This window comes from Streptomyces sp. NBC_01197 (assembly GCF_036010505.1).
Taxonomy (GTDB): domain Bacteria; phylum Actinomycetota; class Actinomycetes; order Streptomycetales; family Streptomycetaceae; genus Streptomyces.
Genome location: NZ_CP108569.1, coordinates 7,424,093 through 7,445,334, shown reverse-complemented (window position 1 = coordinate 7,445,334; position 21,242 = coordinate 7,424,093). Strand labels below are relative to the sequence as shown.

The window sequence follows — 21,242 nt, the reverse complement described above, 5'->3', positions numbered from 1 at the left end:
AATTTCCGCATGCCCAGGAAGTCGATCAGGCACGCCGTCACGGCGCTGCCCCTCGCGTTCATGCTCTCGCTGTCCCTCAGCGCCTGCTCCAACAGCGCTTCCGAGGACAACAGCACGGTTCGGTTCGGCTACATCGGCGACTACAACGGGGCCAGCCTGCTGGCGATCGCCGACAAGCAGGGGCTGTGGAAGAAGGCGGGCCTGACCGCACACGTGAAGTCGTTCAACAACGGTCCCGTGCAGGTCCAGGCGCTCAGCGCCGGCGACCTCGATTACGGATACATCGGTCCCGGCGCGATGTGGCTACCGGCCTCCGGCAAGGCCAAAGTCATCGCCATCGACACCCTCACGCACGCGGACCGGGTCATCGGCCAGCCCGGCATGACGTCCATGAAGGACCTCAAGGGCAAGCGGGTCGCCGTACCCGAGGGCACCTCCGGCGACATGGTCCTCAACATCGCCCTGGCGAAGGCCGGGATGACCGCGAAGGACATCAACAAGGTCAACATGGACCCGTCCACCATCGTCTCCGCCTTCTCCTCGGGAAAGATCGACGGCGCCGGCTTCTTCTACCCCGCCATCGACACCATCAAGAAGAAGGTTCCGGGCCTCGTGGAGATAGCCAGTACCAAGGACACCGGAGACGCCTTCCCCACCGCGTTCGTCGCCGGCAACAAGGTGCCCAGGGCGAAGAACAGCAAGGTGATCAAGGTGCTGCAGCAAGCCAACGACTGGCGCAAGCAACACCCGGACGAGTCCATCGCACTGGCCGCCAAGATGCTCCAGGTCACCGACGCCCAGGCCAAGTCGGACGCCTCACATGTGGAGACCCTCTCCACCGCGGACCTAGCAGCGAAGACCAAGAGCGGTGAGGTGAACCAGTGGCTGAAGAAGCTGGGGGAGTTCTTCGTCCGCAACAAGCAGCTGGATCACAACCCGGACCCCAGTGACTACTACGAGGGCGATCTCTACGGGCAGAGCTACGGCAAGTAGTCCCCGACCACGAATCGGTCTCCCTCCGCGGGTCACGGGCCTCCCCCGCCACCGACCCGGGCCCTATCGTCGACCGGTGTATCAGCCCTGGAGGGCTCGCAGGGTGGCCTCGACGACGGTGGTGCGGGGCTGGTTGTGAGGGACTTCGGCGAGGGCGGCGGCCATGCCGCAGGTGTCGGTGGCGGCGGACAGCCAGCACGCGGGACGCCGGCGGGTGCCGGCGGCGAGGCCGAAGACGACGAGGGACCTGCGGCGAGGCGGACCCGGCGTTCCATGGGCCAGGGGGCCTGTGCGTTTTCGGAGCGGTGGAGGGTGTGGCCCTCGCCGGCCCAGGCGGTGGTGCCGCCGTATGCCCAGCCCGGACACTGGCTGTCGCTCAGCGGAGTCGCAGCAGCACCGCCGTGGTCCCCTGGGTCGGCACCGCGACCGGCACAGAGCCGTCAGGGTCACGCTCCAGCCGCGTGCCCGTGGCCCCCAGGTAGTCGGCGGCTGCTGTCTCCGCCACCGGGAACCCCGGCGTGATCCGGCAGGTGACCGGCTCCTGCGCGTACGACTGGAGTCTGACCAGTACCCGCCCGTGAGCGGGCACGGTGAGACCCACTATCCGGACCCGTGGGTCGCTGACCGCCAGCAGTCCGTACGAGGCCCTCGGCTCCTCGGTCACCTCGCCCTTCGCGCGCACCGCCAGCAGGGGACGGCTGCCGGGGGACGCCGTCCGCATGCCCAGTTCAGGGCCGGCGCAGTCGGTTGAGGAAGCAACGCCCACGCTGTACCGGAAGACATGGTCGAAGGCCTGCTCCGAGGGGAAGTTGGTGTCCCAGATGTTGTTGTGCACCCAAGAGAAAAGGGTGCCGGGCTCCTCCTGGGCGAGGGACTGCGGGTAGGGGACGTAGGGAATCGCGATTCCGCCGATCTGCACCAGCGGGGCGTCCTGAGTGGCCACGGCGGCAACCGTCGTCCCCTCCTGGAAACTGACCCAGCGCCGCACCGCGCGCATGTGCCGCGCCGACCCCGGCACCGTCGGAAGACCGGTGCCCGTCATGCCACCGGTGGCCTCCATCCGGAGGACAGGGGCCTCCATCGCGAAGGGAAACACGAAAAACGCGCTTTCCTTGGTCAGGGTCGCGCTCTTCGCGATCCGGTTCTCCAGATCGATGCGGGCCTCGCCGTGCGGGAGATGGACCCGGACACGCAGTCGCTCGGTGCCTGCTGGTGCGCACTCGTAGACGAGCGTCTGGCCGGTCGCGTCGGAGAAGCGGTCCACCAGCGCAGCCGGCGGGGCCGTGGTGCGCGATGCGAGCAGATGCATGGAGTCCGTGGCCGTGGTCTTGCTCGACTGGTGGTTGAAGCCGCCGGCCGTGGCGTACTCGTCGTACACATAGCCGTTCAGGCCGGCCGTCGCGTCCTGGCGGACCAGTTCCCGGCCCGTCCGCTTGTCGGTGACTGATCCGATCCAGGCCGAGCGCAGATCGATCCGCACCCGCAGGAACTCGTTCTCCAGGACGGTGGAGTCTCCTGCGTCCGCTGCGGCTGGAGGAGCCGTATCGGCGGGTACGACGTCCACCCGCACCGCACCGTGCGCGGGCACGTCCCCGAGCCGGAAGAGCAGGAAGCGGCCGGCGGCCCGGTGCAGTTCGTTTGTCTGGGCCTCTTCGGTGTGCTCCAGCGGAGAGCCGTCTCGCGCGTCGATCAGGCGGACATGGTCCTCCAGCGGGACCGTGCTCTCCGGAAGGAACAGCCGGACCGTCTCGGACCGCTGCCAGCTGCAGGTGTTGGTGACGTAGTAGCCGGCGAGTGTGCCCTCGCGCGGCGAGAGCCGGGTGCCGAGCGCGGCGCCCGCGCCGTCGAGAAGAGTCCTCGCGTCGTCGTGGGCCCGCAGCGCCTGGGCGTACTTCCAGTGCCACTGCCGCTCGCCTGAGGCATGGCCGTGGTCGCCGTGCGTCCATGGGTCGCCGCCTCCCCAGGTGTGCTCGTTGAACAACGAGGCGGCCCGGTAGACCGCGGGCGCGGAGGCGGTGATCTCCGCGCCGCCGTGAGCGCCGAGGATCTCCGCGTGCCCGGCCACCGTTTGGGCGTCGGCCAGCGCCGCCTGACCGTCGCGGGTGGCGGCCAGCGGGACGGCGCCTGCCCCGACGCCGTCCACCCACCAGTCACTCCAGTCGCCCTCGAAGGTCTCCAGTCGGTCACCGAGGCGCGCCTCGGCGTCGAGGAAGAAGTCCTCGTTGCGCGACGTGCGCAGGACCGGGAAGGCCCACTCTTCGTTCCATCGGCGCACGGTGTCCGCGATGATGCGGCGCGGCGGACCGTTGTCCGCGAACTTGCCCAGCACGCGCAGGTGCAGGATGTCCCAGGGATAGGGGTCACCCTTGAACTCCTCGTCCAGTACGGGGAACCCGGGGATGCCGCGCCCTGCGTGCGGGTACTGGTGGGCGGCCAGCGCCGAGAGGTAGTTCGGCAGCAGGTCGTCGACGCGGGCGAAGGACTCGTCGAAGCCGAGGATCGAGCCCTCCATGTATGCGAGCCCGTGCGGGGTGTCGGTGCGCCACACCAGCACACTGCGCCCGCTGGGTGCCTTCCAGCGGAACAGCCGGGGCAGTTGCCCGCCGCCGACGTGGTGCGGCACGGCGCGTCCGGCCCAGTTGTGCGCGACCGAGAGGTAGCGGATGCCGCTGTCGGCGAGGACGTCGGGCAGCCCGACGACCTGCCCGGGTACGTCCGTCTGCATGGCCGTGGTGATGTCGATGCCGTGCTGATCACGCAGGTCTCGTACCGGGCGCAGCAGTTCGTGGAGTTCATCGGTGGAGCACGTCTCGGTGTGCAGGTTGAACGGCATCGCGGCGAGCTCTATGCGGCCCTCACGCACCCGCTCCAGGAACTCCGCGACCTGTTCCGCCGGACGGTTGGCCGACCAGTTCTCGTAGCTGAAGAACCCCTCGACGGCCCAGCGGAACCTGGACTCCTGAGGCCAGTCGTCCGTCGTGCGGCACAGTTCCAGGAGGGAGTCGAGGTACTTGCGTCCCTCGGCGAGTACGGTGCCCTGCGGGTCGGTGTAGCCGATGTCGAGATGGGCGTGCTGGACCAGATGCAGGGTCCAGTGACGCTGGGGGGTCAGTTGTACTTCGATGCTCTCGCCCTCGGCCAGCTCGGGCAGTTCGATGAGGATCCGGACCGGGGACTCCACCTCGGGGACCAGCAGACGGGTGGCGCCGTCGGGCCCGGGGACCAGGTCGCAGCGCAGGACGCTCCCGGACACGGTGGTGACGCGGGCGGTGGTGACGGGGCGGTCGGTGCGTACCCGTACGGACTGGAGCAGACCACCGTCACCGTCGTGGCGCAACAGCGGCTCGCAGGAGAGCCGGACGGGGTGTCCGCCGAGGACTCCGGAGGAGCTGACACCGCGGTCGCGCAGGATGTCGCGGGCTATGTCGGAGTCCCACCAGGAGGGGCGGGACAGATCTGGGCGGGGCATGGAGAGGGTTCTCCGCTCTGGCGTGGTGCCGGTTCGGTGCGTACGGCGGTCGGGTGGTGAGGGTCAGGAGTGCTGGGTGGCGAGGCCGGCGAAGATCTGGACCATGGCGGACTGTTCCAGGGTTTCGGCGGGTGCGGTGGGGTCGTAGTCGCCGCCGCCCGATGGCTGGAACCGGAAGAGCCCGGTCGAGGGGTCCCGGTTCTCCTTCCAGGTCTGCTCCGCGTAGGCGCTCTCCGCCTGGCGGTAGGCGGGGTCGGGCCGTACGCCGTTCAGGATCCGCAGGTTGTCGAAGTAGATGGCGTTGAAGATCGCCGGCTGGTCGTGCAGCCGGTCCCCCTGCTTCCAGTACGCGAGCGAGGCGTCGGCGTCCTGGACGGCGCGCTTCAGGTAGGAGCGGTCGCCGGTGGCTCGGTAGAGCGTGGTGGCAGTACCGACCATGGCCCCGGAGTTGTACGTCCAGAGCGTGGTGTTGACGGTCCCGTCGTCGCCACGGCTGTTCTGGTAGAGCCCCGGAGACTGGCGCAGACAGGACCAGTTCCACTCGTACCACTTCTTCGCGCTCGCCAGATACCGGTCATCGGATGTCATCTGGTAGAGCCGCGCGGCCAGTTCGGCGGCGAGCCCCGTGACGTTGGCGGCGCGCATGGTGTTGCTGGTGGAGTCGACCCAGTCCATGCCTCCGGGACAGGACTTGGCCGGGTCGTCGTCCCAGCCGCGGCTGACGATGTCGAAGGTCTGCGCGGCCCGGCCGAGGTAGGTGGCCTCCCCGGTGGCGCGGTACTGGTCGAGGAGGGAGAGTCCGACCACCGAGTTGTCGTCGTAGAAGACGTCCCCGCCCTGGCCGAGGGGCGCGGGGAGGTAGGAGTCGTAACCGGGCCGTCCGTCGCGGGGGTCGAAGTAGAGCTCAAGGGTGCGGAAGCGTTCGGCTGCGTCCGCCGTGTAGGAGGTTCCGGACTTGGGGAGGCCGGCCATGTCGACGGCGGCCGCCGTGGCCTCACGCAGGGGCCAGAGGTAGGAGTGGGCGTTGTCGGTGCTCTGCCGCGGGGTCCTCTCCTGGTAGAGCCCGTGGTTGTCCGTCCCCTGGTAGAGGTTCTTCTGGAGTGCGTCGTAGGTGTCTTCGGCGCGGCCGGTCCACGGGGTCGCGGCCGGCCCTGCGGCGGCGAAGGCCGGCGCGGTGCACAGAGCGGCGGCGAGCAGTGGGACGGCGGTGAGGGTGAGAGCGGCGCGGGCAGAGATCTTCACCGGGGTGTGCCTTTCGGGGGATCGGCTCATGGCGTGGGGGCTCGCGAGAAAGAGCCCTGTTGGTGATGCGTCTCGGCGTCGGGGTCAGCTGAGCTTGAGGCTGCTGACGAAGAAGCGCTGGGCGGAGAAGAACAGGACGACGGTCGGCAGCGAGACGAGAAGGGCGCCGCCGAGGACGACCGGAGGGCCGACGTTGGAGTAGTTGCCCTGGAGTTCGGCGAGTGCGGCCATCACGGGACGGATGTTCCGGCTGGTGGAGAGGGTGATGCCGAAGAGGAGGTCGTTCCAGACGGCCACGAACTGGAACACGAAGGCGGCGACCATCGCCGACTTCGACAGCGGTACGTGGATCTGCCAGAAGATCCGCCACCAGGACGCGCCGTCCAGCCGTGCCGCCTCGATCACCTCACCGGGCAGGGTCCGGGCGAAGTTGCGCATGATGAAGTACGCGAAGGGGATCGCCACCGCGACGTACACCAGGAACAGCCCCGCCTGGGCGTCGTAGAGACCGGTGTTCGCATAGGCCAGGAAGAGCGGCCGCAGGAAGACCTGGAGCGGCAGCAGCGTGCCCGAGTAGATCAGCCAGAACCACAGGGTCCTGCGTTTCACCGGCATGATGACCGTCGCGAAGGCGGCGGTGGTGGCCACGAGGATCGCCGCGGCCGCACTGGTCACCGCGTACAGCAGGCTGTTGCCCATGGCGGGCCCCAGCCTGGCCCGGGCCCACGCCTGGGACATGTTGTCGAAGAGCCCGAAGCCGCCGTGCGGCCACCAGTGGGGGCTGCCGCCGTACTGGGCGGCCGGCACGAGCGCGTTGACCAGGAGCAGCCAGGTCGGCACGGCCCAGAGCAGGGAGATGACCACCAGGGCCGTCTTACGGAGGGCGGCGCCCGCGGAGATTCGGCGGTTGGACATGGTCAGGCGCCTTTCGGGGTCAGCTGGCGCCGCAGATAGAGCCAGGAGGCCAGCAGCACGATGACGGTGAGGACGACCGCGACGGCCGCGCCGGCGCCGGGACGCAGCGCAAGGAACGTCTCCTGGTACATCGAGACCGCGAGCGTCTCGGAGTTGCGGCCGGGACCGCCCTGGGTGAGTACCCAGATCAGGTCGAAGGACTTCAGACCGTTGACGAGGCTGCTGCCGACGACGATCACGGAGACCGTCCTCAGCTGGGGCAGGATGACGTACCAGAATTTGCTCCAGCCGGTGGCGCCGTCCAGAGACGCCGCCTCCAGGGTCTCCGGCGGGATGGTCTGCAGGCCGACCAGAAAGAGGATCACGGCCACACCGGTCGACTGCCAGGTGTTGGCGACGATCATCACCAGGGTGTTGCCCGGCCATTCGAGCAGCCAGCCCTGGGCGAAGGAGCCCAGACCGAGCGCCTTGAGCGCCTGGTTGGCGGCGCCGTCAGTCGTGAGGATGAAGTTCCAGACGACCGCAACGGCGGAGCCGGAGATCGCGTAGGGAAGGACGACCAGCAGCCGTGCCAACCGCGACCACCGGGCGCCGTCGGTCATGACCGCGATCCCCAGGCCGAGGACCAGCGGAAGGGCGACCGTGCCGACCACCCACATCAGGGTGTTCTCGATCGACTTGGCGAGCACCGGGTCGGTGAAGAACAGCCCGTAGTTGGTGAACCAGGTGAAGCCCGAGACGCGGCCGTCACTGAAGAACCCCCGGTAGAGGGTCGCCGCGAACGGGGCCAGCAGCAGTGCGGAGACGAGCAGAACGGCGGGCGCCAGGAACCCCGCACCCACGAGCCGGTCCCTGAGTCTGCGGGGATGCCTGCGGGTCGGCGCGGGGGGCAACGGGCCGACGGCGGGGGAACCGGGCGCCGTGGGCCGCCGGTCGAGTGCCGATGTCATGACTCGTCCTTGTTCCAGGCGGCCCACTCCTTGGACGCCCGGCTCGCCATGCTGCGCAGCAGGGCCTCCGGGGACATGGCCTGTGTCATGAAGGCTCCCAGGTCGTCGGTGTTTCCCTGAATGAGGTTGGGCGGCCCGGACTGCCCGTACCGGGGAAGCTCGGTCCAGTGCTCGCGCCGGGCCTTTTCCCTGATGCGGGCGAGTACCGGGTTGCCGGTGACCGCCTTCGGGTTGGCCGAGCCGTCCTGGAGGAAGCCGGTCCATACTCGCTGGACCGAAGGGTCCAGCCAGTGCGCGGCGTTGGCCATGGCGGCGTCGTGCGACACGGCCTTCTCCGGTACGGCGAGGACGCCGGCTTCGGTGACGACGGACCTCTTGGTCGAGGCGTCCACCGGGGGCAGGACGAAGGCGTCGAAGCCTTCGCCGGGCTTCATTCCGGCGGCGGCCAGACCCTGGGACTGCCACGAGCCGTGCAGGAACATGCCGACCTTGCCGGTCTTCAGCGCGGCGGGACCGTTGTTCTGGTCGAAGTCGGCCGGCGTCATCCAGCCCTTCTTCATGAAGTCCTGCCAGATCTGCAGAGCCTTCTTCGCCTGCGGATCGGTGTAGTTGGCCCGGCCCGCGATCAGATCGGCGTAGTACTGCGGATCGACCTTGCTGAGGAGTTCCTCGAACCACTCGTACGCGGGCCAGTTGCCGTTCTGCGTGGCGACGAACGGCGTGACGCCTGACTTCTTGAGGACTTCGGCGTTGTGCAGCAGCTCCTCCCAGGTGTCCGGGGCCCGGAGTCCGTGCTTGTCGAAGACCTCGGTGTTGTAGAACAGCACGTAGTACGACTGGTACAGCGGGATCCCGTACACGGCGCCGCGGTAGGACATCGCGTCACGGAGGGTCTTCGTCACCCAGCCTTTTCGCTCGTACGCCTCCCACATCTGTGTCAGGTCGCTGAGGCTGCCCGTGCGGGCGAGCTGCTTCAGGTTGTAGCCCGACTGCCACTTGATCAGGTCCGTCGCCTTGGTCGTCTGCAGAGAGATCTGGGTGACCTGCGTGTAGGCGGTGGGGTTCGGGTTGGACAAGGGGCGCAGTGCGTAGCCGGTGAGCTTCTTCAGCTCGCGGCCGGCTGTGACGTACCCCTGGTCCCAGGTGGCGTTGTCGTTGGCCAGGGACGTGGTGCCCGGCATCGCTGCCGTGCTGTCGCCCCGTGCGCAGCCGCTCGCCAGTGCGGCCGCGGCGCCGGCCCCCAGACCGGCCAGCACGGTTCGGCGTCGGAACGGGTGAGCCGACGGCTGCGTCGCCTCGCCGGTTGATCTCATGGGCTCCTGCCCTTCCCTCTGGATCCCGGCGGGGGATCCCTGGTTCTGGGGTGCGGTGTGGGAGATCGCACCGGAGCGCACCACTCGTGTTCTGTGCTCCGGGTTGCCTGGATGTTAACGACACCATGAGCCTGAAACAAGAGGCGCCCTTGGAATTCACGTCAGGGTGCGTGCCTGTCAGCAGAAAGCCCGTACGGCGGGACCACCCATCTTGTCCACGTCGAATGTTATCGATACCATTCAGCCGGTTGCCGGACTACGTCTTTCAGGAGCACCTGTGCACCAGCCCCGCCCTTACGAACGCGACCCGCGATACTCCCCCACCGGTGGCACCGTCGTCACCGGCTGGGCCGCAGCGGTCGCGGACGTGCCCACCACCCCCACCGTGCTCGCACTCGACGGACCCGCCGGCCTGGACTGGCCGGCGGCCTCCGACGGCCTCGCCGCCGCCCTGCGGTCCCGGGGCACAGAGGTTGCCCTGCTCGACATCCGCCGGCTCTGGTCGGCGGAGGCCGTCGAGCGGCTCTGCGTGCCCGGCCCGGACGCCGACCCCTTCTTTCTGCCGCTCGCCGAGTTCTCCATGAGCGACCTCTTCGAGACGCCCCCCGACCAGGAACGTCCGCACAACGGCGTCCTGCTCGTCTTCGGCCCCGGCGCGGCCCTGTGCCGGCCCGACCTGCTGTGGTGGGCCGATCTGCCCAAGCGGTACGCCGAACGGGCCGTCACCCGCGGCAAGTTGCCCATCGCCGCCAATCTCGGCCGCCCGGACGTGCCCGGCGAGCTGCGAAGCCTCTTCTACACCGACTGGCCGGTCTGCGACCGTCACCGCGACAGCCTCGCCCACCGGATCGACCGCTGGATCGACGTGCAGAGCGAGCAGGGCCCCGCCTCGCTGGACGGCGCCGCGGTACGGGCCACCCTCGCCGAGCTCGCCACCGGGCCCGTGCGCACCAGGCCCTACTTCAACTCCACACCGTGGGGCGGCCAGTGGGGGGTGCGCGAGCTCGGGTTCGTACCGCAGAACGGCAATACCGCTCTCGGCTACGAACTCATCGCCCCCGAAGCCGGCGTCCTGGTCGGGCAGGACGAGGCCGCCCAGGTCGAGCTCCCCTTCCAGCTCCTGTGCGAACTCCACCCCCGGGAGTTCCTGGGCCCCGAGGTCCACCGCCGCTACGGCACGTCGTTCCCCATCCGCTTCGATTACCTCGACACCGTCGGCGGCGGCAACCTCTCTCTGCATCTCCACCCACAGGAGCAGTACATGCGGGAGACGTTCGGCTGGCCCTACACCCAGCACGAGACGTACTACGTGACGGCCACCGAACCCGGGGCGCAGGTCTACCTCGGACTGCGGGACAGTACTGATGTGGAGGTCATGCGCGAGGAGGTCGAGGCGGCGGCCACGGACGGTGTTCCGCTGCAGGTGGCGAACCATGTGCAGAAGCACCCGGCGGAAGCCGGACAGCTCTTCATGATCCCTGCCGGGACCCCGCACGCCTCAGGTGAAGGCAATCTGGTCCTTGAGGTCAGCGCCACTCCGTACCTCTACTCGCTGCGCTTCTACGACTGGCTGCGCAAGGGGGTGTCAGGCGCTCCCAGGCCCCTCTCCCACGAGCACGGGTTCGCCAATCTCGACACCGCGCGGCGCGGGGACGACGTGATCAAGGACCTGGTGCAGCAGCCGCGCACCCTGCGGAAGGGGCGGGGCTGGCGCGAGGAGGTCATCGGCGCGCTGCCGGAGATGTTCTACGCCGTGCACCGCTTCGTGATCGAGGGACCGGAGGCCGCCGAGGACGACACCGCGGGACGCTTCCACATCCTCAATGTGTCGGCCGGTGACGGCGTCGTGGTGGAGACCGCCGACGGCCACCGCCACGACCTGGCGTTCGCGGAGACCCTCACGGTGCCCGCCGCAGTAGGTGCCTACCGGCTCCAGGCGGTGGGCGACCGTCCGGTGCACGTCGTGAAGTCGCTGGTGACACAGGTATGAGCCACATTCCGGTCCTGGAGATCGGGGGTACGCACGTGACGGCGGCCGTCATCGACACCGACGCCGGGCTCCCACTCCCCCGCACGGTCGTGCGGCAGCCGGTCGCAGCCGATGCGGCGGCCGGGGAACTGCTCGACGCGATCGCCGGTGCCGCGAACCGCGTCGATGTGTGCGAAGGGGCCCACTGGGGTGTGGCCATACCCGGCCCCTTCGACTACGCCGCCGGAGTCGGCCGCTTCCGGGGCATCGGCAAGTTCGAGTCGCTGCACGGTGTCGACGTACGCGCGGAACTGCTGGGTCGGCTCCCGGCTCGCCCACGCGGCATCAGCTTCATCAACGATGCCGACGCCTTCGCTGTGGGCGAGTACCGGGCAGGCGCGGCGGCAGGCCACGCAAGGGCGGTGTGCATCACGCTCGGTACCGGGGTCGGCTCCTCGTTCCTGGCCGCCGGACAGCCGGTCGGCGAGGGCCCCGATGTCCCGCCCGATGGCAGGGCACACCGGCTCATGGTCGACGGGCTCCCCCTGGAGGAGGCCGTCTCCCGCCGGGCGATCCGCACGTACTACAAGGAGCTCGCGGGAGGGGCGCATGAACTCTGTGCACCGGACGTGCACGACATCGCCGTACTGGCTCGCGACGGCGATCCGAACGCACAGCGGACAATTGGGCACTGCTTCGGCGCCCTGGGCCGGGTATTGGCGCCGTGGTGCGAGCGGTTCGGAGCGAGTCTGATGGTCGTCGGCGGATCGATGACCGGCTCCTGGGACCTCGTAGGACCCGCCCTCCGGGCAGGTCTCCAGGCGGGGAGCCCCGGGATGGCACCACCGCTCGCCACCGCCCTTCGTCCCGTTGACGCGCCACTGATCGGCGCCGCCCACTGGATCCTGCACCGGTCAGCCGGTGCCGCTTCCGTACGGACCTAGAATGACGGCGTCCTTGATCCACCGGCCGTACGACGACGACTGCGCAGGAGGCAAGCCCATGGCCCAGCACCGAGCGGGTGACGCCGGTGCGCCGACGATGCGCGATGTCGCTGCCCGCGCGGGGGTGAGCGCCATGACCGTCTCCCGGGTACTCAAGGACGACGCCCGGGTCAGCGGCACCACCCGGGAACGGGTCCTGGCCGCCGTCGAGGCACTGGGCTACCGGCGCAATGAGACGGCACGCAGCCTTCGTCTGGGTGGCAGCGGGATGATCGGACTGGTCGTCACCAACCTCGCCAACCCGTTCTACTCGCGCCTGGCGCTCGGTGTGCAGGAGGTGGCGTCCGAGCACGGTCTGCGAGTCCTTCTCAGCAACACGGCCGAACAGGCCGACCGGGAAAGGGGACTTGTGGAGGACCTGGCGTCCCGTCAGGTCGACGGCCTGATCGTCGTGCCCGCGGGCAGCAGTCACCGCCACCTGGCGCCCGCCGCCCTTCGGGGCATGCCCATCGTCCTGGCCTCCCGCCCCCCGGCCGGCATGGACGCGGACTGTGTCCTGGTCGACGACTTCGGAGGAGCCGAACAGGCCACCGGTCAACTCGTCACCGACGGCCACCGCAGGATCGGCTTCCTCGGCAACCCACCCGCGCTCTACACCGGTGCCGAGCGGTTCCGCGGCTACTGGGCCGCCCATGAAGCGGCCGGAATCGAACCGGATGAGAACCATGTGCGGCGCGGACTGACCGACGTGGCCACCGCCGAGAGCGCCGCACGTTCGCTCCTGCAGGCACCCGACGCCCCGACCGCGCTCTTCTGCACCAACAACCGCCTCACCCAGGGCGCCATCCGCGCCGTGCGCGCCCTCGGCACCTCGGTGGCCCTGGCCGGTTTCGACGACTTCGACCTGGCGGATGTCCTCGGACTGCCCCTGACGATCGTGTCGTACGACGCGGACGAGATCGGCCGCCGGGCCGGCCAGATGCTCATCGACCGGATCAACCGTTCGTCAGCGGAGCCGATCCCCGCGCGCAGGACCGTCGTCCCCACCCACGTCATCCGCTACGGGACGCACTGACCAGAGCCCTGGGCGGCTCTCTTCGCGGCACCGGCCTGCCCTCTCCCCCCGGCCTGCCCACTCCCCCGGCCTGCCCTCCGCCACCCGGAATTCCTCACGGAGCACCCATGCATCACGACCGCACCGTCACCGAACGCCGACTCGACCGTGTGCTCAACCAGCGGCTACTGCCCGCCGTTCACGGCCGCCGTGCCCCTCTCGACGTGGCGATATGGAACGTCACCGGCGAACCCGTACCCGTGCCCGAGGGGCTCGACGCTCCGTACGAGAAGGTCCGCACCGGCGCGCTGTGGGGCCCTGCATGGTCCACCAGCTGGTTCCGGATCAGCGGTACCGTCCCCGCCGAGTGGGCAGGGCAGCGGGTCGAGGCTGTCCTCGACCTCGGCTTCGGCACGACCCAGCCCGGCTTCTCCGCCGAGGGCCTCGTATACCGCGTGGACGGCTCCCCGGTGAAGGCTCTGAACCCCCGTAACACCTGGCTCGCGATAGCCGAACAGGCCGTCGGCGGGGAGGAGTTCACGTACTTCATTGAGGCAGCGGCAAACCCGGTGATCTTCGACTCCGGCGCGGAGGGCGACCCCTTCGTCCCCACCAGGTCCGGGGGGCTCGCCCCCTGGCTGCGCGGCGGCGAGGCCCCAGGCGAGCCGCTGTACCGGTTGAACCGGATGGACCTCGCCGTCTTCGATGCCCCCGTCTGGGAACTCGTACAGGACCTGGACGTCCTCTCGGGTCTGATGCACCAACTGGCCGAGGACTCCACAAGGCGCTGGCAGTTGGTGCACGCGGTGGACCGGGCCCTGGACGCCGTCGATCTCCAGGACATCAGTGGTACGGCTGCCGCCGCGCGTGCCGTCCTCGCCCCGGCGCTCGCTGCGCCCGCGAACGCCGGGGCCCACCGCATCTCCGCCGTGGGCCACGCGCACATCGACACCGCCTGGCTGTGGCCCGTACGGGAAACCGTCCGCAAGGCGGCACGCACTGTTTCCAACGTCACCGCGCTGATGGACGACCATCCGAAATTCCGTTTCGTGATGTCCCAGGCACAGCAACTCGCCTGGCTCAAGGAGCAGCGGCCCGAGGTGTTCGCCCGCGTGGTGGAGAAGGTGAAGAGCGGCCAGTTCCTTCCGACCGGGAGCCTGTGGATCGAACCCGACACCAATCTCTCCGGCGGGGAGTCCCTGGTCCGGCAGTTCGTCCACGGGAAGCGGTTCTACCTCGATGAGTTCGGGATCGAGACCGAGGACATGTGGCTGCCGGACACCTTCGGCTACAACGCGGCCCTGCCCCAGCTGATGAAACTCGCCGGCATCAAGTGGTTCCTCACCCAGAAGATCTCCTGGAACACCACCAACGCCTTCCCGCACCACACCTTCTGGTGGGAGGGCATCGACGGCACCCGGATCTTCAGCCACTTTCCGCCCGTCGACTCCTACAACGGCGACCTCTCCGGCGCCGACATCGGTCACACCGAACGGAACTTCCGCGACAAGGGCGCCGCCAACCGGTCTCTCATTCCCTTCGGATACGGAGACGGCGGGGGCGGGCCCACCCGCGAGATGCTGGCCCGTGCGCAACGGCTGGAGAATCTGGAGGGCTCGGCCCGCCTGGAGATGGAGGGCCCGTCCGATTTCTTCACCAAGGCCGAGGAGGAGTACGCCGACGCGCCCGTCTGGGTCGGCGAGCTCTACCTTGAGCTGCACCGCGGCACGCTCACCAGCCAGCTCGCCACCAAGCAGGGCAACCGGCGAAGCGAACACCTGCTGCGTGAAGCCGAGTTGTGGTCGGCGACGGCCGCACAGCGCACCGGAGCGCCCTACCCGTACGAACTGCTGGACCGGGTGTGGAAGACGGTGCTGCTCCATCAGTTCCACGACATCCTGCCCGGCTCGTCCATCGCCTGGGTGCACCGCGAGGCCGAGGAGACGTACGCGGAGGTCGCAAGGGAACTCGGCGCCGTCATCGACACGGCTCTGCGCGCCCTCGCGGGAGGTGAGGACGAGCGGGCGGGCGAGATCGTCTTCAACGCGGCACCGCATGCCCGCGACGGCGTCCCCGCGCTCGGTGGGGCACCGCGTCGGCGTCCGGCCCGCCCCGTCACCCCACAGGCCGGACAGGATGGTGATCTCGTCCTGGACAACGGACTCGTACGGATCGCCGTCGACGCCCGCGGTCTGGTCACCTCCGCCCGCGATCTGACGGCCGGCCGTGAGGCGCTCGCTCCCGGGACGGTCGGCAACCTGCTCCAGCTCCACCAGGACTTCCCCAACCAGTGGGACGCCTGGGACATCGACGAGTTCTACCGCAACACCGTCCGCGATCTGACCGAGGCGGACGAGGTCACCGCGACAGCCGACGGCATCCGGGTCGTACGGAGCGTCAACGCCTCCCGCATCACCCAGGTGCTCTCCCTCGTCGAGGGCAGCCGCCGTCTCGACATCGACACCATCATCGACTGGCAGGAGTGCGAGAAGATCCTCAAGGCGGCCTTCCCGCTCGACGTCCGGGCTGCGGAGTCCAGCGCCGAGATCCCCTTCGGCCATGTCCGGCGGCCCACGCACACCAACACCAGCTGGGACGGCGCACGGTTCGAGATCTGCGCCCACCGCTATCTGCACCTCACGGAGCCCGGCTGGGGCGCGGCCCTCGTCAACGACTCCAGTTACGGCCACGACGTCTCTCGGGACGTACGCCCCGACGGCGGTACCACCACCACGGCACGGATCTCCCTGCTGCGTGCTCCGCTCTTCCCCGACCCGGACTCCGACCGGGGCGAGCACCGCCTGCGGTACGCACTCGTACTCGGCGCGGATGTCCAGGACGCGGTCCGTGAGGGCTACCACTTCAATCTGCCCGAGCGTGCCGTGCCCGGCCGCTCGGCCGTCGACCCGCTGGTGCGGGTCGAGGGTGAGGGTGTCGTGATCGAGGCGGTCAAGCTCGCCGACGACCGCTCGGGCGATGTGGTCGTCCGTCTCTACGAGTCGGCCGGCGGGCGGGCGCGCACCACGCTCTCGGCAGGCTTCTCCCTCGCCGGGGCGAGGATCACGGACCTGCTGGAGCGTCCTCTCCACGACGAACCCACACTGTCCTGTGCGGGTACTGGGGTGGCATTGTCGCTGCGGCCCTTCCAGATCCTTACGGTCCGTCTGACCCCCGCGGGCTGACCGGCGGGGAAGCCGGACGGGCCGGTGACAGATGGCCACGCAACCGAGAGAGCTCAGCCGGAAGCGCCCGCGCCACCGGTGAGATGCGAGCGGGCTACTTCCCGGAAGTGCGTGACCAGGCTGTTGCGCTCCCGGGCGCCGGTCGCGATCACGTGCAGGAGCTGGAAGCCGTAGCCGAACTCCTCGCGGACGGCGGCCAAGTACGTCGGCACGAAGTCCAGGTAGGCGCCGGTGTCCCAGACCTCCTCGGTGGGGAGGGCGCCGTCGGCCGGCTCGTACGTCGCGCCGTCTCCCTTACGCATGCCGTAGACCCGCTCCAGGCCCGGCACCGCCGCCTGCGCGCGCACCGCGCGGAAGCCCCTGTCGATGAAGGGCCTTACGTCGTCGAGGAGTTCGGGGATCGTGTTGCCGCTCGTATGGCCGTAGACGGTGACGCCGTCGCGGGCCGCGCCACCGAGCAGCTGGTACACGGGCAGGCCCGCGACCTTGCCCTTGATGTCCCAAAGGGCGACGTCCACGGCGGCGATGGCGGTCATGGTGACCGGCCCGCGCCGCCAGTAGGCACCCTTGTACAGGTACTGCCACAGGTGCTCGATGCGTGCCGGGTCCTTGCCGATGAGGGTCGGGCAGACGTGGCCGCCCAGGTAGGAGGCGACGGACAGCTCACGGCCGTTAGGGTCGCGTCGCCGATGCCGGTGACACCGTCCGGTACCGGAACAAGTCGCGCCAGCGCACCTGCGTAGTGGCCGTGCTCTCGGCGGCCGCCTCCTCGACGCAGGCGCCGCCCGCTTCGATATAGGCGCGTTCCTCACCGGAGATCCAATCGAACCACCCGGAACTCTTCACCGAGCCACACGGCGGGACGCTGCCTGCCCGCCCCCGCGTCCACCCTGGACTACGAGCCTGACGACAGGCCCCCCGAGCGGGGCCACGGCGGGGGAACACTCCCAGGCACCCAGCCACGTACGGTCCGTCACAGAAACATCTGAGACAGGAGCTTGCGGGAACAGCGTTTCAGGTGCGCAACCGTTTGCTGCGGGCAGATGTCATGGAGCGTGACGACTACGCCCTCGCCGATCTCCCTGGTCCTGCGCGGCCGCGATGCCACCGCCCGTTTCGGGGACGGGCCGAATCAGACCGGGAGTGGGAGAAAAGCGGGCGCACGCTGCGCATCCCGCTGGAGGCCGTGGAGGAGGCCCTCGCACCGGTCGGTTCAGGAGGCTGTCGCTGGAACCAGGTGGTCGAGTCCCTGCGCGCTGGCCGTCGCGGCCTCGATCGAGCGCGGCAGCATGATGCTCTCGTAGGCGCGGACCGCGGCGCCGACGCCGGGTTCGGTAACAAGGGCGTGGGCGAGGTCGGAGCCGTCGAGCATGGCGAGGTTGGCGCCCAGCCCAACCGGCGGCATCAGGTGCGCGGCGTCGCCGAGCAGCGTGACGCCGGGAACGTGCTCCCAGGTGTGTGGGGCGGGAAGGACGAACAGGGAGCGGTTGATGAATCCGTTGTCGCTGTTCCGCAGGATGTAGCGCAGGCTCTCGTCCCAGCCGTCGAACATCCTCAGCAGGTTCCTCCGCACGGCCTCCTGGTCGCCGAGGTCGATACCGGCGGCCACATGCCAGTCCTGCGGCGCGCGGAGCGCGATGTAGGCGCGGATGTGGCCGTTGCTGTTGCGCTGGGCGACCAAGGACCTGCCGGCCCCCTTCACCAGCATCGATCCGTTGCCGACCAGTCGCGCGAGGTCGGGGTGGCGGGCGTCGCAGTGGTCGAATCCGGTCTCGACGAAGGTGACACCGGTGTAGCCGGGTGCGGCGTGCGACAGGGCCGGGCGGACGCGTGACCAGGCACCGTCGGCACCGACCACCAGGTCGAAGTCCTCGGCGGTGCCATCACCGAAGAGCAGCCGGCAGGCGCCGTCCACCAGTGGGGTGGCCCCAATGACGACGCGGTCCCACCGCACCGTGCCCTCGGCGATCGAGTCCAGGAGCAGGTTGCGCAGTTGACCCCGGTCGATCTCCGGGCGGCCACCGGCCGCGGAAGGCCCCTGCTGCGCCTGGAGGGCGGCGGTGGCGAAGTCGAGCACGCGCCACTCATCTCCTTCCGGGCGGGCGAGGGCGTGGAATCGGTCGAGGAGCCCCGCCGAACGCAGGGCGGCCTGGCCGGTCTCGGCATGCATGTCGAGGGTGCCGCCCTGCGGACGGGCGTCGGCGGACGCCTCACGTTCGAAGACGGTGACGGAGCGGCCGTGTTGCTGCAGGACTCGGGCGCAGGTGAGGCCGCCGAGACCGGCGCCGACAATCGCGATGCGGGGATCACGAGCAGAGTTCATGGGAGTGTCCCTCGGGAGGTGGGGGTGGGCCGCCGGGAGGCCCACTTCACCAAGAAAGCACATCCACTAGATAAGTGCAATGACTACACTTTCTTAGTGGATGCGGTTCGCGGTATGGTGGGTGAGTGACCGAACCGACCGGGCGCCGCGAGCGCAAGAAGGCCCAGACCCGCCAGTCCCTGGCCGACGCTGCTCTTGAGCTCTTCCTTGAGCGTGGCTACGACCAGGTCGGCGTCAAAGACATCGCCGATTCCGCCGACGTCTCGGTGACCACCTTGTTCAAGCACTTCTCCGGCAAGGAGGCCCTGGTCTTCGATCAGGACGACGACCTGGAAGCAGCACTCATCGCCGCCGTGCGCGAGCGCACCCCGGGCCAGTCGATCCCGCAGGCGCTGCGCGAGCACCTCCTGCTGAAGCAGACCGAGTTCGCCGTCCATGCCGCGGACCCACGGTTCGCCGACTTCACGCGCCTGGTGCAGGAGACCCCCGCGCTGCGCGACTACGCCCACCGCATGTGGACGCGCCATGAAGCGGCCCTGGCGAAGGCCATCGCCGAGGCGGTAGGCGCACCCGCCGACGACGTCAGCTGCGCCGCCCTGGCCCGTTTCGCCCTTGAGGCCCGCAGTCTCATACTGCAGCATGCCGAACCGCGCCAAGCGGCCGATGAGGCTTTCGCGCTGCTCGAACACGGCTGGGCAGCCTCCCATCCGGGCAACTGAGCGGCCCGTGAGGAGCGCCGGTGTACGCGGCTGAGGGTTCACGCTCTCGGGAGTATCAGCATGACCGGCCGACGGCAGGCCGGTCCTGCGTATAACCGGGTTCGTTCTGCGTGGAACCGGGTTCGTCCCGCCAGATCTCCCGCCGACCCCCGAGGAGGCCGCCAGCGCCTCCCCCGGCCCGTGAGTTGTCAGGGCGTCGATGGCTCGGCCCCGCGGGGTGCCGACGGTGAGACCGGATCATCAACCAAGGGCCAGGGGCTGTGGGTGGCGCAATCCCAGCGCCTCAACTGTCCTGTGCCAGTACCGGTTTGGTCGACCACCAGCCGCCCGCGTCCGCTTCACGGTGTCCTGTGGCGGTGAGTTGGAGGCCGTTCGTCTCCGGTGCCCACATCAGGGCCGTGATGCCGCCGACAAGAGAGACCACCGCCATGAAGACCATGGACCAGCTCAGGCCGAGGTGGTCCAGGGAGACCGGAAGGAGGAATGTGCCGATCGCCGCGCCGATACGGCTGGCGGCCGACGCCAGGCCGACTCCGGAGGTGCGGATCGAAGTGGGGAAGACCTCGTCCGGATAGATACCGGGAAGGATGCTCATGATCCCGTACGAGAAGAGGTATCCGAAGAAGCACACGGTGGCCAGCCACACCGGCAGCACATGCCCCAGGCTCACCAGGAACAGGGCAAGCGCGCAGCCGAACATCGGCCAGACGAGGATCGTGCGGCGGCCGACCCGGTCGACGAGCCCCCAGCCGGTGGCCGCACCTGTCAGGGCGACGATCGTCCCGATCAGCGCGCCGGCCAGCGCACTGCCTCCCAGGCCGATGGCGCGCAGGACGGCAGGCTGGAAGAACGTGAGCGCGAAGTACGGCAGCACGATGCAGATCCAGAATGTGCACACGAACACGGTGCGACGCAGGTACGCGCCCGAGAACAACTCCCGATAACGCGTCCGTTCGATCTCTTCGGAACCGAAGTCCTCACTGTCCAGGGTGGTCCCGAGGTCGCGCTCGATGACGGCAACGGCCTCGTCCCTGCGGCCTTTGGAGATCAGCCAGCGCGGTGACTCGGGCAGGCCGTGGCGGATCAGCAGACAGAACACCGCGGGGACAGCGCTGGCGGCCAGCGTGATGTGCCAGGCACCCGGCCAGGTGGTGTTGATGATGTAGCCAAGGAGGTAGGCGACCACGTAGCCGACGTTCCAGAGGATCTCCAGGATCCCCAGATAGTGGCCGCGTTTCTCGCTCGGTGCGAACTCGGCGAGAAGCGGAGAGCCGATCGAGTAGTCCGCCCCCACCGCGAGGCCCATGACGAGACCGAGCGCGAAAACCATCCAGGGGGATGTGACGACCAGCATCAGCAGGGCAGACGCCAGGAAGACCGAGAGATCGATCGTGAACATCGGGCGCCGGCCGAGCCTGTCCGTGACATAGCCGAGCAGCAGGCCGCCGAAGAACGTGCCGATCAGTGTCGAAGAGGAGATCAGTGAGTTCCACGTCGAGGTGACGCCGATATCGCGAGCCATCGCGCTGCCGGCGAGGGCAGAAGCCACCGAGGCGAAGACGAAGCCGTCGACGAACATTCCGCCACCTGTAGCGACGGTCAGCCGCCGCAGAAAGCGGCGGGTGTGATGGCTGGGTCCTGCGGTTGTCGGCGGTATCGCGGCAGCTGTGCTCACGGGTGGGCCCTTTCGTACTCTTCGGTTGTTCCCGCAGGTCACCGGCGGGTCAGCTGCGGCTCTCGCCGCACCCGCAAGTGACCGGGTGTCACGACACCATGACGAGTCGCGGCGCGCTTGCCAGGCTCCGCGACTTTGCCGGCGCCACTGCCGACACGGCTGCGAATCCACCGCGTGAGCAGGCCCGCATCAAGGCGCAGCACACTGCAAGCCGCTCCACAGCCCGTCGCACACCAGGTCGTTTCCGACCGTGCGGGCGAACATGTGAACGTGCACCTGCCCACTGCCCCGTTCTTTCATGCCACCCGCTTTTCCTGCCTGCCTCACCTTGCCCGCTGCGCCAGCACCCGCCTGAACCGCCCGCTCGCTCTCGTCTGCCATGCACGGGCTCTACGGACCTCTCCCCTCACCCCGCCACAGCGAACAAGAGTGACAACTCTGCCCGCATGGGCGGACCTTCCGTGAGTGCCGTGGCGGCCAGTAAGCCACACGGC

The 21,242-nt window shown here is 69.1% G+C and carries 13 protein-coding genes and 1 pseudogene; 6 read left to right on the top strand and 8 right to left on the bottom strand.

Annotation, left to right across the window (positions count from 1 at the left end; all coding sequences use genetic code 11):
* The first annotated feature begins 9 nt into the window (after window positions 1-9).
* A complete protein-coding gene (locus OG452_RS34045; protein WP_327299390.1) occupies window positions 10-993 on the top strand; it encodes an aliphatic sulfonate ABC transporter substrate-binding protein in 984 nt (327 codons plus the stop codon).
* Window positions 994-1,369: 376 nt separating this feature from the next.
* Here the strand turns inward: OG452_RS34045 and OG452_RS34035 are convergent, their stop codons facing one another.
* The 5 genes from OG452_RS34035 to OG452_RS34015 all read right to left on the bottom strand — a co-directional run bounded on the left by OG452_RS34035 (window position 1,370) and on the right by OG452_RS34015 (window position 8,882).
* Window positions 1,370-4,462: an alpha-mannosidase gene (locus OG452_RS34035; RefSeq protein ID WP_327299389.1), complete on the bottom strand. Its 3,093-nt coding sequence runs from the start codon at window positions 4,460-4,462 to the stop codon at window positions 1,370-1,372.
* Between the two features lie 63 nt (window positions 4,463-4,525).
* Entirely contained in the window at window positions 4,526-5,704 is a 1,179-nt protein-coding gene (locus tag OG452_RS34030; RefSeq protein ID WP_327299388.1) for a glycoside hydrolase family 76 protein, read from the bottom strand.
* An 84-nt stretch (window positions 5,705-5,788) separates the two neighbouring features.
* Window positions 5,789-6,619: a carbohydrate ABC transporter permease gene (locus tag OG452_RS34025; protein WP_327299387.1), complete on the bottom strand. Its 831-nt coding sequence runs from the start codon at window positions 6,617-6,619 to the stop codon at window positions 5,789-5,791.
* A 2-nt stretch (window positions 6,620-6,621) separates the two neighbouring features.
* Window positions 6,622-7,569 (bottom strand): carbohydrate ABC transporter permease, encoded by a 948-nt coding sequence (locus OG452_RS34020; protein WP_327299386.1) that lies wholly within the window; start codon window positions 7,567-7,569, stop codon window positions 6,622-6,624.
* On the bottom strand, window positions 7,566-8,882 hold the full coding sequence (locus OG452_RS34015) for an ABC transporter substrate-binding protein (RefSeq protein WP_327299385.1): 1,317 nt from the start codon (window positions 8,880-8,882) through the stop codon (window positions 7,566-7,568). The genes OG452_RS34020 and OG452_RS34015 overlap by 4 nt, the downstream gene beginning before the upstream one ends.
* 277 nt (window positions 8,883-9,159) lie before the next feature.
* Between OG452_RS34015 and OG452_RS34010 the strand changes: the two genes are divergently transcribed.
* The 4 genes from OG452_RS34010 to OG452_RS33995 all read left to right on the top strand — a co-directional run bounded on the left by OG452_RS34010 (window position 9,160) and on the right by OG452_RS33995 (window position 16,031).
* A complete protein-coding gene (locus OG452_RS34010) occupies window positions 9,160-10,872 on the top strand; it encodes a class I mannose-6-phosphate isomerase (protein WP_327299384.1) in 1,713 nt (570 codons plus the stop codon).
* On the top strand, window positions 10,869-11,795 hold the full coding sequence (locus OG452_RS34005) for an ROK family protein (RefSeq protein WP_327299383.1): 927 nt from the start codon (window positions 10,869-10,871) through the stop codon (window positions 11,793-11,795). Before OG452_RS34010 ends, OG452_RS34005 begins: the two co-directional genes overlap by 4 nt.
* Before the next feature lie 58 nt (window positions 11,796-11,853).
* Window positions 11,854-12,870 (top strand): LacI family DNA-binding transcriptional regulator, encoded by a 1,017-nt coding sequence (locus tag OG452_RS34000; protein ID WP_327299877.1) that lies wholly within the window; start codon window positions 11,854-11,856, stop codon window positions 12,868-12,870.
* 107 nt (window positions 12,871-12,977) lie between these two features.
* Window positions 12,978-16,031, top strand: a complete 3,054-nt coding sequence (locus OG452_RS33995; RefSeq protein ID WP_327299382.1) for an alpha-mannosidase — start codon at window positions 12,978-12,980, stop codon at window positions 16,029-16,031.
* 152 nt (window positions 16,032-16,183) lie between these two features.
* Here the strand turns inward: OG452_RS33995 and OG452_RS33990 are convergent.
* Both OG452_RS33990 and OG452_RS33985 read right to left on the bottom strand, forming a co-directional pair.
* A pseudogene (locus tag OG452_RS33990) lies at window positions 16,184-16,761 on the bottom strand (bifunctional D-altronate/D-mannonate dehydratase); the annotation flags it as partial.
* A gap of 483 nt (window positions 16,762-17,244) precedes the next feature.
* Window positions 17,245-18,354: an FAD-dependent oxidoreductase gene (locus OG452_RS33985; RefSeq protein ID WP_327299381.1), complete on the bottom strand. Its 1,110-nt coding sequence runs from the start codon at window positions 18,352-18,354 to the stop codon at window positions 17,245-17,247.
* Between the two features lie 125 nt (window positions 18,355-18,479).
* On the opposite strand from OG452_RS33985, the gene OG452_RS33980 reads away from it, so the two are divergent.
* A complete protein-coding gene (locus OG452_RS33980) occupies window positions 18,480-19,073 on the top strand; it encodes a TetR/AcrR family transcriptional regulator (protein WP_327299380.1) in 594 nt (197 codons plus the stop codon).
* A 283-nt stretch (window positions 19,074-19,356) separates the two neighbouring features.
* Here the strand turns inward: OG452_RS33980 and OG452_RS33975 are convergent, their stop codons facing one another.
* Window positions 19,357-20,748, bottom strand: a complete 1,392-nt coding sequence (locus OG452_RS33975) for an MFS transporter (RefSeq protein WP_327299379.1) — start codon at window positions 20,746-20,748, stop codon at window positions 19,357-19,359.
* Window positions 20,749-21,242: the final 494 nt, after the last annotated feature.

What these genes read in the sequence shown, in the direction of transcription:
- OG452_RS34025 (WP_327299387.1), bottom strand. Translation starts at nt 6,619, where the DNA reads ATGTCCAACCGCCGAATCTCCGCGGGCGCCGCCCTCCGTAAGACGGCC.
- OG452_RS34045 (WP_327299390.1), top strand. Translation starts at nt 10, where the DNA reads ATGCCCAGGAAGTCGATCAGGCACGCCGTCACGGCGCTGCCCCTCGCG.
- OG452_RS34000 (WP_327299877.1), top strand. Translation starts at nt 11,854, where the DNA reads ATGGCCCAGCACCGAGCGGGTGACGCCGGTGCGCCGACGATGCGCGAT.
- OG452_RS33985 (WP_327299381.1), bottom strand. Translation starts at nt 18,354, where the DNA reads ATGAACTCTGCTCGTGATCCCCGCATCGCGATTGTCGGCGCCGGTCTC.
- OG452_RS34015 (WP_327299385.1), bottom strand. Translation starts at nt 8,882, where the DNA reads ATGAGATCAACCGGCGAGGCGACGCAGCCGTCGGCTCACCCGTTCCGA.
- OG452_RS34020 (WP_327299386.1), bottom strand. Translation starts at nt 7,569, where the DNA reads ATGACATCGGCACTCGACCGGCGGCCCACGGCGCCCGGTTCCCCCGCC.
- OG452_RS34005 (WP_327299383.1), top strand. Translation starts at nt 10,869, where the DNA reads ATGAGCCACATTCCGGTCCTGGAGATCGGGGGTACGCACGTGACGGCG.
- OG452_RS34035 (WP_327299389.1), bottom strand. Translation starts at nt 4,462, where the DNA reads ATGCCCCGCCCAGATCTGTCCCGCCCCTCCTGGTGGGACTCCGACATA.
- OG452_RS33995 (WP_327299382.1), top strand. Translation starts at nt 12,978, where the DNA reads ATGCATCACGACCGCACCGTCACCGAACGCCGACTCGACCGTGTGCTC.